This is a genomic window from Nostoc flagelliforme FACHB-838, from assembly GCF_014698065.1.
Classification (GTDB): domain Bacteria; phylum Cyanobacteriota; class Cyanobacteriia; order Cyanobacteriales; family Nostocaceae; genus Nostoc; species Nostoc flagelliforme_B.
Map to the genome: position 1 here is coordinate 15,883 of NZ_JACJSI010000028.1, position 14,424 is coordinate 30,306.

General features: G+C 42.0%; 15 protein-coding genes. 7 read left to right on the forward strand and 8 right to left on the reverse strand.

Annotated elements, in window-relative coordinates:
• Positions 1-325 precede the first annotated feature (325 nt).
• Positions 326-472 (reverse strand): hypothetical protein, encoded by a 147-nt coding sequence (locus tag H6G97_RS15850; protein ID WP_190941707.1) that lies wholly within the window; start codon positions 470-472, stop codon positions 326-328.
• A 39-nt stretch (positions 473-511) separates the two neighbouring features.
• Between H6G97_RS15850 and H6G97_RS15855 the strand changes: the two genes are divergently transcribed.
• Positions 512-964: a hypothetical protein gene (locus tag H6G97_RS15855; RefSeq protein WP_190941708.1), complete on the forward strand. Its 453-nt coding sequence runs from the start codon at positions 512-514 to the stop codon at positions 962-964.
• Positions 965-1,222: 258 nt separating this feature from the next.
• Here H6G97_RS15855 and H6G97_RS15860 read toward each other — a convergent pair whose 3' ends face one another.
• Complete coding sequence (locus tag H6G97_RS15860; RefSeq protein ID WP_190941709.1) at positions 1,223-1,963, reverse strand: calcium-binding protein; 741 nt, start codon at positions 1,961-1,963, stop codon at positions 1,223-1,225.
• Between the two features lie 276 nt (positions 1,964-2,239).
• Here H6G97_RS15860 and H6G97_RS15865 point away from each other — a divergent pair, with 276 nt between their 5' ends.
• Positions 2,240-3,436: a sensor histidine kinase gene (locus H6G97_RS15865; RefSeq protein WP_190941710.1), complete on the forward strand. Its 1,197-nt coding sequence runs from the start codon at positions 2,240-2,242 to the stop codon at positions 3,434-3,436.
• Positions 3,437-3,540: 104 nt separating this feature from the next.
• Positions 3,541-4,188, forward strand: a complete 648-nt coding sequence (locus H6G97_RS15870) for a response regulator (RefSeq protein WP_190941711.1) — start codon at positions 3,541-3,543, stop codon at positions 4,186-4,188.
• 75 nt (positions 4,189-4,263) lie between these two features.
• Here the strand turns inward: H6G97_RS15870 and H6G97_RS15875 are convergent, their stop codons facing one another.
• The 3 genes from H6G97_RS15875 to H6G97_RS15885 form a co-directional block, all read right to left on the reverse strand.
• Positions 4,264-5,307 carry a M28 family peptidase gene (locus H6G97_RS15875; RefSeq protein ID WP_190941712.1) on the reverse strand — a complete coding sequence of 348 codons (1,044 nt, stop codon included), beginning with the start codon at positions 5,305-5,307 and terminating at the stop codon, positions 4,264-4,266.
• The gene (locus tag H6G97_RS15880) at positions 5,249-5,629 is read right to left on the reverse strand and encodes a hypothetical protein (RefSeq protein WP_190941713.1); all 381 of its coding nucleotides are present in this window, start codon (positions 5,627-5,629) and stop codon (positions 5,249-5,251) included. The genes H6G97_RS15875 and H6G97_RS15880 overlap by 59 nt, the downstream gene beginning before the upstream one ends.
• A 93-nt stretch (positions 5,630-5,722) precedes the next feature.
• Positions 5,723-6,997, reverse strand: coding sequence for a hypothetical protein (locus H6G97_RS15885; protein WP_190941714.1), 1,275 nt, complete (start codon positions 6,995-6,997; stop codon positions 5,723-5,725).
• 187 nt (positions 6,998-7,184) lie between these two features.
• Between H6G97_RS15885 and H6G97_RS15890 the strand changes: the two genes are divergently transcribed.
• Both H6G97_RS15890 and H6G97_RS15895 read left to right on the forward strand, forming a co-directional pair.
• Positions 7,185-8,456: an urease accessory protein UreH domain-containing protein gene (locus tag H6G97_RS15890; protein ID WP_190941715.1), complete on the forward strand. Its 1,272-nt coding sequence runs from the start codon at positions 7,185-7,187 to the stop codon at positions 8,454-8,456.
• Entirely contained in the window at positions 8,431-9,126 is a 696-nt protein-coding gene (locus H6G97_RS15895; protein ID WP_199349400.1) for a hypothetical protein, read from the forward strand. Before H6G97_RS15890 ends, H6G97_RS15895 begins: the two co-directional genes overlap by 26 nt.
• Before the next feature lie 98 nt (positions 9,127-9,224).
• Here H6G97_RS15895 and galE read toward each other — a convergent pair whose 3' ends face one another.
• Complete coding sequence (gene galE, locus H6G97_RS15900) at positions 9,225-10,223, reverse strand: UDP-glucose 4-epimerase GalE (protein ID WP_190941716.1); 999 nt, start codon at positions 10,221-10,223, stop codon at positions 9,225-9,227.
• Positions 10,224-10,376: 153 nt separating this feature from the next.
• On the reverse strand, positions 10,377-10,622 hold the full coding sequence (locus H6G97_RS15905; RefSeq protein ID WP_190941717.1) for a hypothetical protein: 246 nt from the start codon (positions 10,620-10,622) through the stop codon (positions 10,377-10,379).
• A 27-nt stretch (positions 10,623-10,649) separates the two neighbouring features.
• Between H6G97_RS15905 and fraI the strand changes: the two genes are divergently transcribed.
• Positions 10,650-11,306 carry a septal nanopore formation protein FraI gene (fraI, locus tag H6G97_RS15910; RefSeq protein ID WP_190941718.1) on the forward strand — a complete coding sequence of 219 codons (657 nt, stop codon included), beginning with the start codon at positions 10,650-10,652 and terminating at the stop codon, positions 11,304-11,306.
• A 235-nt stretch (positions 11,307-11,541) separates the two neighbouring features.
• Complete coding sequence (locus tag H6G97_RS15915) at positions 11,542-13,293, forward strand: ABC transporter ATP-binding protein (RefSeq protein WP_190941719.1); 1,752 nt, start codon at positions 11,542-11,544, stop codon at positions 13,291-13,293.
• Between the two features lie 85 nt (positions 13,294-13,378).
• Here the strand turns inward: H6G97_RS15915 and H6G97_RS15920 are convergent, their stop codons facing one another.
• On the reverse strand, positions 13,379-14,041 hold the full coding sequence (locus H6G97_RS15920) for a class I SAM-dependent methyltransferase (protein WP_190941720.1): 663 nt from the start codon (positions 14,039-14,041) through the stop codon (positions 13,379-13,381).
• Positions 14,042-14,424 lie beyond the last annotated feature (383 nt).

The window sequence follows — 14,424 nt, forward strand, 5'->3', positions numbered from 1 at the left end:
CGGGAATATAACGGATATTTGTGTATTTGACTACTCTATTAATTCCCTAGAAATAAAAGTAGATTTTTTCCTGAACTTTATAGCGATGTCTACGACGGGCAACACCTACGTTCTGATCTCCTCAAAGTATCTACTAACACGAAGAAAGTTACATTAAAAGCGACGAATTGTAGAATTCATCACAGCTAAAAATTTAAGCCTAAATTCAGTGTTGACAGCCACAAAAACCCGATTGTTTCTCCGGTAGGTTTAATAGTGTAACAGCAACAATCCAAAATTCTTTATCCAGTGCAACCAGATTTTATATATGGAATAAATCTAAAATCTAAAATCCTAAATTGAGTGATTGTAAGTTTTTATCACAGAAATGTTTGAGCGATCGCTTCATATTTTGTCTTTGCCCTTTAGAGCGTGTTGCAGGGGTGTTGTAGGTAGATAGTCTTACTGTTGTAGCTGCACTATCATTACTCATCAAATTCTACCAGCCGCATCAAAAATCTTCATTAGCTTTATGCGTCACAGACTCCGCTATATTTTAATTTTGCTTCTCTCTCTGAGTATTATTACACTGTGGTGGCCTGTGAATGATTCTGATTGCAATCTCGACGATTTTTTAGCATCAAAAACTACAAATTTCCAAGTATATGCTACTAAAGTTGTTGTTCAGCCGTGGCGTGGTCGTCACCATGTGTATGGAATCTTTATGATTCCTGATAAATACAAACAATCTCCATTTTTTGTAGTCAGAGTTAAAGATGCTGGCAGTTATTGTTCCTACCAATTCGGTCATAAAAATAATTTTGATAATATATTTGCTGAACCAGAAACTTATCTGGTGAGAAAGTTTATTAGAACTCGAACATCTTTGCGGCTCATTCTCCAAGGTTTGTACTTCCAACTCAATGATAAACAGAACTGGACGTTGACTTTCCCGGAACCAAAAGTTAGTCAACCTAATTCGTAATTATAACCCCATGTCTCTTTGTGGGGCGTGTCGTAGGCAAATAAATATGGTAATTAATATAAATAGAGCATAACAAGTAGGGTAATAACGCTTTTTGGAAAATGAGATGTGACAATAAACTATCAAAACTTTACCGAAATATAGCCAGTTAGATAGAGTAATTACGCAATTTTGTACTCTATCTACTGGCTTTGCTGTTTTTAATGAGAGAATTTAGAAAACTCTAGCTAGCTTCGCTTGGGCTATAGATCGTTCATGTTAAGTCAGAGTGATAAACGAGAAGTCTTGAGGCGAAAATTTAGCCTGATTAGACAAGCTTGTAAGATTAGTCAGATTCGCCAAAACGCTGATTGGGCCGGCATCAGCTAAATCACTAGAATACACTACTCTTGAAATGCCAAGTGTAGAGTTGTAATAAACAAATAATCCTGCATCTGATGTAATAGCATTGTTGTTAGCAATGGCTTTGGCAGCAGCGGCAGCATTTGGAAATGCATCCAGCAGTACTAGTACATTGGGATTACCCGATAGTTTAGAGCTAACGCCTTCCTTATATTTGACGCGCTCACCAAAACCAAGTCCGAGTTGCCCAGTTTCAAAGACGAAATCATCTACACCGATTTGGTAGTCAGTAATTCTATCTGGCTGATTCAACACACCAATACCGTTGGCACCTCGTGCCGGAAAGCCGTTAGGAAAGAGGATATCTGCGTAATCGAAAGTATCTTTACCAGCTCCACCTGTGAGTGTATCAATCCCAAAACCACCAGCTAAGAAATCGTTGCCATTATCGCCTTTTAAAATGTCATTGCCCTGCTCGCCAACTAAGAAATCGTCGCCATTACCGCCTCTTAAAATGTCATTGCCCTTATCACCGTAGAGGTAATCATTTCCATCCCTACCTTCAAGAGTGTCATTTCCCGCTCTGCCACTAATAAAGTCATTTTTGGCTGTGCCAAACAAGGCATTATTGCCGTTATTTCCAGTAATGTCTGCCATAGTTATCCTTTACGCTTGCAAATTTATCTCTTGTGAACTGTATTGATCGTAGAGATTCAACAAAACATAAACATCTGAAAAACGTCTCGAATCGCACCACAACTAACTAGAGAAATTCTCTATAACTTTCGTCGTCCACTAAGTAAATATGTCTATAACTTTCGTTATGGATCAAAACATCTGTTACAACGAAAGTTATAAACATCTGACTTGTTGTGGTGCTATAGATACAGTTGAGAGTATTAATGAAAGAAAGCTTTGCATCCAGCTACTTCTATGAGTCTGTTATTTCCCATCCGCCCGAATCCTTTTCGCTTTCTGCTCTACACTGAATGGGTGATGCTCACCTGTTGCGGTTCACTCGCTGTAATTGAAGGTTTAGAACGCCGAAGTATACCTGTTCAACATGTGCTGATCTTGGTCTTGCTTGGTTTAATGGGTTTGAGATTACCAAGCGGTCATGCCTGGGTGAAAGTGCTTTATACTGCGATCGCAATTATTTTGATTTTTAGCGGCACAGTATTGGGATATCTGCATATCTTACCCACGCTGTATCTGATTGTAGTTATTCGTAGTTGCTTTCTATTTGAATCACTTGGACGTTTAGTTGTAGCAGGTTTATGCTTTATTTTGTTTTTGGTGCATCAGGTACAGTATCTTCAAAGCGTTATCCTGGTGGTGCCGCCGACACAACAACAGCAATTTTGGATGCATCAATTAGCTGAGATACTGATGTTTGCATTAGGATTATTCTTGGTTTTGCAATTGGTGAATATATTGCTAGTCGAGCAAAAGACGCGAAAACATCTCACTGTTGCCCACGAGCAACTGCAACAGTATGCTTTGCAAATAGAAGACCTCGCTGCTGTGCAAGAACGTAATCGCATCGCCCGCGATATTCACGACTCTCTAGGTCATGCGCTGACAGCTCTTAACGTGCAGATCCAAACGGTTGTTAGACTTTGGTCTGTTGATCCTACCTCAGCCGAGTCATTTCTGACTCAAGCTCAACGACTAGGAGAAATGGCGATGAAGGAAGTGCGCCAATCTGTGAGTGCATTGCGAGAAGATGTACGAGAAGATCAACCTTTAGAAGAAGCGATCGCATCTTTGGTAGAAGATTTTCGCCAAAGCACTGGTTTGTCACCCAGTACTAAAATCACCTTGAAAGTAATTGTACCACTGCCTATCGTCAAAACTTTATACCGAATTGTCCAAGAAGCCCTAACCAATATTTGCAAATATGCACAAGCCACAGAAGTCAAAATTCAGCTTGTCGCTACCAATGACATTGTAAGCATTCTAGTTAAGGATAATGGTCGGGGATTCAGTCTCAACGAAAAAAGGACTGGATTTGGAATCACAGGGATGCAAGAACGAGTTGCTGCTTTAGAAGGCTACTTTCATCTGGAAACTGAACCTGGTTCTGGTTGTCGAATCACAGTTGAATTACCATTGCGATCGCTAGACTGATTAAGTCTTTAATGGTAGGTAAATATATCTAAAAAATAATCAGAAATTCTGCTCCTCGCGTTGGTAGATTAAATAGTTGTTACCTAAGTAAAGTTGCACTTCACATGATTCGCTTGTTACTGGTAGACGATCAAAGTTTAATCTGCCAAGGTCTGAAAGCCATGCTAACGCTGGAACCAGATTTGCAAGTGGTAGGAACTGCTGATAACGGTGAAACAGCCATTGAGCAGGTAGCTGCTTTACAACCCGATGTAGTATTGATGGATGTACGGATGCCTGTGATGGATGGTAGAGCAGCCACACGGATTATCTGTCAGCAGTATCCAGATACCAAAGTCTTAGTCTTGAGTACATTTGATGACGATCGCTATGTCGCTCAGTCCATCCGTGCGGGAGCGAGGGGCTATTTGCTCAAAGATATGCCTTCCCAAGAGTTGGCGCAGGCGATTCGGTTTGTCTATTCTGGATATACTCAACTAGGGCCAGGACTAATGGAAAAGCTAATGGTTAACGTCCCAGATCCAGACGCTGTTACACCAAAACCAGTCCACAAAGAATTAACTGAGTTAACCCCACGGGAACAAGATGTCTTGCGCTTGATTGCCCAAGGCTTGACTAACCGTGAAATCGCTGAACAACTTTACATTGCAGAAGGAACAGTCAAAACCCATGTGACTCATCTTTTAAGCCGCCTCAATTTGCGTAACCGATCTCAGATGGCAATTTATGCTAACTCTATTTATACCTGTTAAATTTTATCGGCTAATTTGATGAGAAGTTCTCATTCACGCGCCGCAGCGATCGCCACTTAAGTTCAATCGACTTATTTAGCTTGGTGATTGAGTTTCCAAAACTTCAGCCTTTTCTAACAAGTTAGTAGTAGCATTAATTACAATTTGTGCTGCTCCTGTGAAGAACGATCGCTCGATAGTCGTCGGCATATCACTAGGTTTGTGGTAGTACGGAGTGCGTAAATTTGCGGTATCTGTCACCAACACAGCACCCACCCCCTGATACCAAAACGGTGCATGGTCGCTGCGTAGAGTATCGGGTGTCAGTAAACCTTTAAAGGGAATCGGCAGTGTTAAGACTGCTGGCAAATTTGATTCCTGTTTATTCAAGGCAGTTGAGGGGTTTTGAAAGGCATTCAGCAAAGGTAAATGTTCTGTATCACCGACTACTGCCAAAAAGTCACCTTTGTCGCTAGGAGGTGTAACAGGCAATCCAGCAGGGTATTTTTGACAGCCAGTAGTGTAACAAGCGTAACCTACCATATCCATAATGATCGCCCCGCCTAAATTTTGCAAGCGTGCTGTCTTGCTAACGAAAGCCTGACTACCCAAAAGTCCTGCTTCTTCTTGGTCAAAAAAAGCTAGCTGTAACGTTCGTGGTGTAGGACGGGAACCAAGCAACCGAGCTATTTCCAGCATTACGGCTACACCACTGGCATTATCATCAGCACCAGGGGATAAAGCAACAGTGTCGTAATGCGCTCCCACGAGAATTGCTTTAGAGGCTTTGTTAGTTCCTATACGTTCGGCAAAAATATTCACACCTTCAGAGAACTTTTCCAATTTGGGCTTCCAGCCTAATTTTGTGAGTTCAGTTGTGATATAAGTGCGAGTAAGCGATCGCTCTGTTGTTGTGTAGCGCTGAAAATTTAACTTTTGGATATGGGTTAACAGCTTATTAGTAGACACTTGCGGCGCACTGTCAACTTCCTTTGATTCTGGCTGTGGTTGGGGTGTTTCCACTGGAGTGCGCTCAACAATTGCTGGCGACGGACGCTGTTCAAAAAACGTGCTACCTATGCTACCTACCACGGCAACTGCCATCAGCACCAACAGCATCAGCCAAATCCATTTTCTCATGTGATTTATCCTTGGCTTCCAAACTTAGGCTAGCGCAAATCCCCAGGCATAACTTTTTACTTTGTTGATTAGTAACTAGATCGTCTGTAACTAAATGTCCCTGCATTCTCTGTCCATTTGATGTCAAAAGCTCTGGAATCAAAGCTTGTAAGTGGTTCAAATAAAAATAATTTGAATTAGTGTGGTTTATACTCACGCTGAATTTAATTGGAATATTAATCCCAATTTGTTTTTTGGGAATGGGATATATTCTAGTAGGAAAAAGTATTGTGTTAGGATTAACGATTTCTATGCTTGTACCATTCGATTCAGAAACTGTCATTTTTACCATTTTCTCAACTTGTAAAAATTAAATACCTTTAAATGGTGTTTCTCTTTCTGAAAATAGCAATTGTGACATCGTTTAAGTTCAAGGTTAGACTAAACGAAACTCTACTTTAGGTGTAGATACTATCCCCATCCAAATACCTTCTATTAATTTTGTATTCCTAGTTTCTCGGTCATATATCTCTGCCATTGCATCTTTGTTATTATAGGTAAGCCGAATTTGATAGACACCCGCTTTAATATCTGTAAAAATACAATAACCTCCATCTCCAGCTTCGATGCGAAGAATAAACTGATCGCGCTTTTGCCAATATAATAAGGAGTAGAGAAAAAAGGTAAAATTTTCTCCTGGCATAACTAATGGAAAATCTGATTCTAATCGTATTTTAATGTGATTACCATAATACCCTTGCAAATGTACTTGACCATCTGCTCCCACAAGTTGGGGAATTATAGTGGCAAAAAAGCTAAAGCGGACTGCCTCGAGCATATTATTAGTAATATGAATCCCTAACTGCATACAAGTCTTAATACCGCGCTTTTTTTCTGGCAGTGTCAATACTCTTTCTGGCATTAAGGTTTCAAAACGTATACCATCCACTTTTACAGCACTATTATTAGGTTCCACAGGTTGAATCAGGCGAAAATTAACGAAGGCTGCTGTTGAATGACTTGATGCAATTTGTGGTAAATTTGTGACATCTATAGCATCTGATTCATTGTAGCTACTACTAAATTTGTTTAAATAAATGAACCGAAGCTGATAATTTCCAAGTTGTAGATTATTAAAATAGTAATAAGTTCTAGGTCTAAAGTATTCAAAGTCTAAAGAAAAGTCTTTAGTAGATAATTTTAAAATCAGTAAGTCACTTTGCCAAAACAGCCTTCCATTTAAATGAGAAGCGCTCTTACTCCCAGGCTGGACTAACCAGAAATTGACATTTATAGGATATTTTCGCCTGTTAAAGTTAACTAATCTTGAAAATAAGCATCTCAATTTAAGCCTCCAGTTTTGCTGCTGAGATATATTTGATTGATTTGTGGGTTCCTGCTCATAGATAACGAAAACTCCCTGTAATGTTTGACCGTCCGAGTTCACAACTTCTGGAATGAAAGTGTCATCGAAACTCATAGTAAATGGCTCCAATGTGTTGTTAGTAATCTGAACAACTAGCTTTATATGATAAATAGCGCCAGGTTTATTTTCTGGAATGGCTAGTGCTACTATGTCGGGCAGCAGAATTTCCACATGAATAGCATTTACTTCAAAATAGTTTCTGTCATTTAATTCTCTAAATGTCATTTTTGCTAGTGTGATTACATTACATTTATCCAACAAAGCAAAAAAGCTACTTACACGCAAGCTTTCTTTCCTAGAGTGAATATCAAGTTTGACAACTTGTCTTTTGACAGCGATCGCAACTTCATTTACAGTGCCCCATTAGAGGAGTGCTGAGTACTGAGCAAAGAAGAAAAGAATTTATTATTACTTCTTCAAAATCTTTATTCTGACACTCAGGACTCATGGCTCAGAACTCAGGAATTTTTTTATGGTAGATTTGTTGCTGATCACAATACTGGGGTTCCTGGGGAGTTTTGGGCATTGCTTTGGGATGTGTGGCCCGCTAACAGTGGCGTTTTCCCTGTCTCATCAGCCGAAAGTTCCACACACAGCTTCATTAGGGCGCACATTAACCTTAGAAAAGTCCGACACTTGGCAACAGCAATTAAAATTTCATATCCTGCTAAACCTGGGGCGGATGTTGAGCTATGCTTTAGTCGGCGCTGGCATTGGGGCGCTGGGTTCGGTATTGCTGCAAGGTGGACAGCTAGCGGGTGTTGGCAGTGACTTCCGGCGTTGGATGGCAATTTTAACTGGCATAATGCTGATTTGGTTTGGTTTAGGACAAGTAAAACCCGATTTCCTACCGCGCATTCCCGTGTTACACCCCTTATTACAAGGTAGTTTACACGATCGCCTCAGCAGAGGAATGGTTAAGCTTTCCTTAAAAACCAAATGGTGGACACCAATGCTTTTGGGGATGACTTGGGGTTTAATGCCCTGTGGTTTCCTGTATGCTGCCCAAATTAAAGCTGCTGAAACTGGCAATTTATGGATGGGTGGGGCAACTATGCTGGCTTTTGGCTTGGGAACCCTGCCCACTATGCTAGGTGTAGGCGTTTCCACATCATTGGTAAGTAAAGACAGGCGCAATCAATTGTTTCGATTAGGCGGTTGGGTGACACTCACCATTGGCATTATCACCTTGTTGCGGACTGGTGACACAATGGTAGATTACACCGGACACGCTGCGTTAATCTGCTTAATTTTGGCGCTAATTGCGCGTCCCATTAGTGGCTTGTGGGCTTCACCACTGCGTTACCGCCGCGCCTTGGGGGTGGGATCTTTTGTGCTTTCTGTGGTTCACACTACCCACATGATAGAACACTCGTTGCAATGGAATTTTGCCGCCTTTTCTTTTTTACCGCCAGAATTTCAGTGGGGTATGGCTGCGGGTGCTGTAGCATTGATATTAATGTCCCCCGCCGCTTTTACGAGTTGGGAATCGTTGCAAAAATCTTTGGGCAAGCGTTGGCGACAGATTCATCTATTGGGTGTGCCAGCCTTGCTCTTGAGTGCTATTCATGCTGTGTTGATTGGTTCCCATTACCTGGGTTCCTTGCAATCAACTTGGGGAAATAAATTAGCGGCAGTACTGATGATAGTTATTACACTCAGTGTATTGATGGTGCGATCGCGCTTTTTTTGGTCAAAGTTAGCCGTAGAAAAGTTTTATGTTCCCCCAACAAAATCGCGGTAAATCATCTTTATTTTTTGGCTCCATGCCAACGAGTCAAAAACAGAGGCGTTACCCGCTCAAAGGCATTTCCTGGAATCAAGGAACAATAAAGTACTTATTATTCCTGAGTTGCTTAGTTATATCAATAACTAATATTTACCCTGCATCTGCTCATAAGGTAGAGATATCTGGAGATGTCGGCGGTACTCTCCACATTGAACCAAATGATAATCCCCGTGCTGGAGAACCAAGCCAAGCTTGGTTTGCACTTACCCGCAGAGGTGGAAGGGTGATTCCCCTGTCACAGTGTAATTGTCAGTTGGCTGTTTATGCCCAACCTTATGCAGCCGGAGAGCCACCACTCTTAGAACCAGAGTTAGAACCTGTGGCAGCTGAACGCTATCAAGGCATCCCAGGTGCGGAAGTTGTCTTTCCCAAACCAGGGATTTATGAGTTGCAACTAAATGGTAAACCAGTCTCTGGGGCAAGATTCAAACCATTTCAGTTCAAATTTGAAGTTACTGTAGCAGGCGGATCTACACAAAACACACGAAACTTGCGGGATGCCAATGGTAATTTAGGAGAAAATGAATCTCAGCAATTACCAATTTGGGCGATCGCACTGCCAATCCTCGGATTTATTGGCATCTTAGTTGTAGTACTGCAAAATATGAGGAGGAGTGGGGAGTAGGGAGTGGGGAGTAGGGGCAGGGGGCAGGGGGACAAGGTGATTTGAGTGAGAACTTACAACAAGTCTTTCCCCATTCCCCATTTCCCATTCCCCTTTTCTTACTTATGTCGCTTTTGATGCCACTCCCACGCATGAGCAACAATATCTTGGATGGATGGATACTGAGGCTGCCAGCCTAAAATTGTTCTAGCTTTCTCGCCACTACCAATGAGAATTGGGGGATCACCAGGACGGCGATCGCGTTCTTCTATTGGGATTGAAGCTCTTGTCACCTGTTTTGCAGCGGCAATGACTTCTCTAACAGAGAAACCACTGCCATTACCTAAATTGAAAACTTCGCTATCGCCACCTTTTAATAAATATTCCAATCCCAGAATATGGGCGTCTGCCAAGTCATTAACATGAATATAATCACGAACACAAGTGCCATCGGGCGTCGGGTAATCAGTGCCGAAAATTGAGATGGATTCTCGTTTGCCTAAAGCTGTCATTAGCACTAAAGGAATTAAATGGGTTTCTGGGTTGTGATCCTCACCCAGTAAGCCATTGGGATTAGCACCAGCAGCATTAAAATAGCGGAAACGCACTGATTGGAAACCGTAAGCAACATCAAAATCAGAGAGAATCCTCTCTACCATCAGCTTTGTCGCGCCATAAGGATTAATCGGATTTTGGGGATGGTTTTCTGGAATGGGTACAAATTCCGGCACCCCGTAGGTGGCACAGGTAGAAGAAAAGACAAATTTCTTCACAGATGCCGTCAGCATCGCTTCTAACAGAGTCAAAGTACCAACAACGTTATTACGATAATATTTGGCCGGGTCAGTCACCGATTCTCCTACGTAGGCATAAGCAGAAAAGTGCATCACAGCAGCAATATCACGGGTTTTAAATAGGTGATCTAGTAAGGCGCGATCGTTTGTATCCCCGACTATTAGTTCTACCTGTAAAACCTTTTCTACTAGGTCATGATGACCATAGACTAGATTATCAAGTATGACAACGTTATAACCCGCTTGCTTCAAAGCAAGCACTGTATGCGAACCAATATATCCAGCTCCCCCCGTGACCAAAATGGTAGGCTTTCCAGGCGACATAGTTTTCCTTTTGAGTGGATTACTCAATTAATTTAGTTTATCGGTGCCAGATTACTCTTCTGGAAAATTATAAATAATAGACGCAGTGTCAAAAAATTGCACTAAAATCACTACGACGGTAGTCTTTGGGTGTGAGGTTTGAGATATCTTAAGTCAAACGGTGCGATTACAATTTGACAATAAAATAAATCTATTTCCCGAAACCTCTAGGTTGACCCTTACGGGTAACGCTTCTTGTGTTGCTACAGCTAAGAAGTCGCCAGTGGTTTCATGCAGGGAAATCATGGACGGCGGTTCCTTCTGGGGAGCCAATGCCTTCGTTACCGGGGTTCCCTCGGTTGAAGAAGTGGCATGGAAACCCCGATTAAAGGGGGCTGCCTCACCACCACACTGGCTCACCGCACCAGAAAATTTGAGAGTTAATGTATGTTTCTATTGTTAAGCCGGGTACTGCTATGGCTGCTGATTGGCACTGTCGTATATTCTCTGTTCCAGCGATTTTATCCCTCTGGAAGCTTTGTCGGGCGATTAATCTTAGTCGTTATCTTGGTAATCGTAGCCTTATCATTTCTTAACCCCACTGAACCAGCTGTAGCGTCACTGTGGAGGATGCTGTCTTTTCCACTCAAGCCTTTAGGAGCATCTGTTTTACTGATGATTCTTGCAGCTCAGAAAATCAAAGGAGGTGGAATAGAGAAACCAGGAGGATACTTAATCGGTTGGGCACTAACGATTTTGCTGTTAGCAAGTACACCAGCAGTTGCCTATTTCCTTTATCGGGCACCTTTAGGAGCAATGGCAGGTGAAACTTATGTAGCAACTGCTGCACCAACATCTGGGACACTGGTGGCATTGGGGCAACAAACCACGACAATGGGCATTTCAGATGTGACTGGGGATAGCATTTTTTCTTATAATTTGAGAGTGCCTCCCTACTTATTACAAGGAAATCCCCAAGATATTCGCACACGAGGTTTACGGCTTGAAGACTTTGTACCAAATTCAGACACGTTGCAATTGACAACAAGAACTTGGGAAAGTTATCTCGTTGAAATTTACAGGTTCTTGCGTGTTCAGCGGTAATAAAGTAAGAAAAATACTAAAAAGACCGCTATGCCACGCTTTAATAACGCTGCGCGAAATTCAAAATTACGAATTTGCAAGGGTTTCATTGAAATAAAAACTGGAGATTGGGAAAATTTAAACAGGGATTCAGCCCCCAATCCCCAATTCCCAATCCTCAATCCTTATTCCCCTAAATAGCTGCCTTCTTGGACTAGCAGTTAATCTAGGATGATAAAGTTGCAAAATTGCTTTAATGGCAAAATCTCGACGAATCGCTAAACTCGGTGCTTACTTACGACCCCATTGGCGGGAGGTGTCTTTAGGCATTCTCGCTTTGTTGTCTGTCAATGCACTGGGCGTTTATATCCCCTTGTTGATTCGTGCTAGTGTTGACAAACTCTCCACAACCTTCATCTTAAACCAAATAATACATGACGTAGTAATCATTGTATTACTAAGTTCGGCGATGTGGCTAATGCGAATGGCATCCCGTATTTGGCTATTTGGGGTGGGGCGGCAGGTGGAATTTGACCTGAAACAACGGATTTTTGAACACTTACTCAAGCTGGAGCCGGCTTATTTTGCTAGTAATACTGCTGGCGATTTGATTAATCGAGCTACCAGTGATGTGGATAATATCAAGCGGTTGTTGGGTTTTGCAATTTTGAGCTTGGCAAATACCTTCTTTGCTTACGCCTTGACACTGCCAGTCATGCTGACGATTAGTGTGGAACTCACACTAGCTTCCCTGGCAGTTTACCCTTTTATGCTCTTGTTAGTGAGCATGTTTAGCGATCGCTTACGCAAACAACAAGCAGAAGTCCAAGAGCAACTCTCTGACATCAGCGAACTCATTCAGGAGGATATTAGTGGCATTGCCTTAATAAAAATCTATGCTCAAGAAGCAAACGAGCGTCGAGCCTTCTCCAAGAAAAATCAGCAGCTATTAACTGCTAACTTGGAATTGGCAAAAATCCGCAATACACTTTTTTCGCTTATTGGCGGACTAGCTAACGTCAGTTCACTAGTAATCATCTGGCTAGGGGCGGCGCGGATATCTTCTGGGACGCTTCAAGTTGGCGACTTTTTAGTATTGCTAATTTATGTAGAGCGTTTAGTTTTCCCTACAGCCTTTTTAGGATTCACAATTACTGCCTATCAACGGGGTGAAGTTAGTATTGATCGCCTTGAATCTATTCTCTCTGTCACACCGAAAATTAAAGATGCAGCCGATGCAATCCATTTGCCTATAGCTGAACTTAAAGGAGAACTGACAGCTAAAAATCTCACCTACAATTACCCTGCTTCCACGACTCCAGCTTTAGCAAATATTAACTTTACCATTGCTCCGGGAGAAACCGTGGCCATTGTTGGGGCGATTGGTTCAGGGAAATCCACTTTGGCCAATGCTTTGCCGCGCCTGTTGGATATTGAATCAGGACAATTGTTTTTAGATGGGGTGGATATTACCAAGATAGCTTTGGCAGATTTACGAGGTGCGATCGCCTACGTTCCTCAAGATAACTTTTTATTTAGCACCACCATCAAAAATAATATCCGCTACGGCGATCCTGTTAGCGAACAAGAGCAGATAGAATCTGTTGCTAAACTTGCTCAAATTGAATCAGAAATTCACAATTTTCCCCAGCAATATGAAACTCTTGTTGGTGAACGCGGTATTACTCTTTCTGGCGGTCAGCGACAACGTACTGCTTTAGCTAGAGCAATGCTAGTAAATGCTCCAGTGTTAATTTTGGATGATGCTCTCTCTAGTGTAGATAATCAAACAGCTACGCAAATCCTCAAAAATCTCTCTGGTGGTACTGAACGAAAAACAGTAGTTTTTATTACGCACCAATTATCAGCGGCGGCGGCTACTGACCGAATTTTTGTGATGGAAAAGGGGAAAATTGTCCAGGTAGGCAATCACTTGGAACTTTTGCAACAAGAGGGTTTATACAGAACTTTGTGGAGCCAACATCAAGTTGAGGAATTACTACGGTGAAGTTCTGACCTATAAGTATATCTTCTTTACTACAAGTAGAAACCCCAAGTTGGCTTCGCCTCAGCTTGGGGTAATTTATTTGGGATTACTTCTTCAGTGCCAAAGTTAAGCCATCAGCGATCGCTATTAAACTAAGATTAACTCGCTCGTCTTGATGCAGCTTTTGATTAAAAGCACGAATTCTTTTAGTTCTATTATCTTGCACTTGGGGGTCGGCAACCCTGCCTGACCAGAGGACATTATCGATCGCAATCAGTCCTCCCGGACGCACTAATTGCAGCGATTGCTCATAATAGCCATCATAGTTGCTCTTATCTGCATCGATGAAGGCGAAATCAAATGTTTCTGCTTCTCCTGTTGTCAATAGCCGATCCAAAGTCTCTAAAGCTGGGGCAATATGTAATTGAATTTTCTCTGCCACTCCTGCTTGCTGCCAATAGCGCCGAGCGATCGTTGTAAACTCCTCACTCACATCACAGGCTACCACCTTACCGTCACTTGGTAACGCCAATGCCACCACCAAGGCACTATAACCTGTAAATACCCCAATATCCAAAGTTTTCTTAACTCCCAACAACTGCACCAGCAACGCTATAAACTGCCCCTGTTCGGGAGCAATCTGCATTCTACCTATTGGATACTGGGCTGTTTCCTGTCTTAGTTGAGTTAGAATTTCTGGTTCTCGCAGAGAAACTGACAGTAAATAGTCATAGAGGTTTTGTTCGAGTCCTAGTGTTTGAGTGGTCATACCGTGCGTTCCTCTTTTGTCTAAACCCCATAGACGAATGGCACTAAAATAAGCCCAAAGTCTTGTGTTGCCTTGTTCCCAGGCTCCAGCCTAGGAACGCCTTCTAGGAGGCTTTGCCTCTCGTCAAGAAAGAAGAGGCAGCCCATTTGGAATACATTCCCAGTCTTCAGACATACCGTGTACACACAAGTCGAATTTCTTCTTAAATCCCAAACATTACCGACTTAATCGCACTGATGGTTAGGGTGGGGTAAAACTAAAGCTAAAACCTTAGTAAATCAGGTTTCAGGTAAAGTTTTGAGAATTTATGCAATAAATATATTGAATTCGGGTGGTTATGGATACAAATGACTCTGAAAGTGATGTAGTTTGTAATTATTATG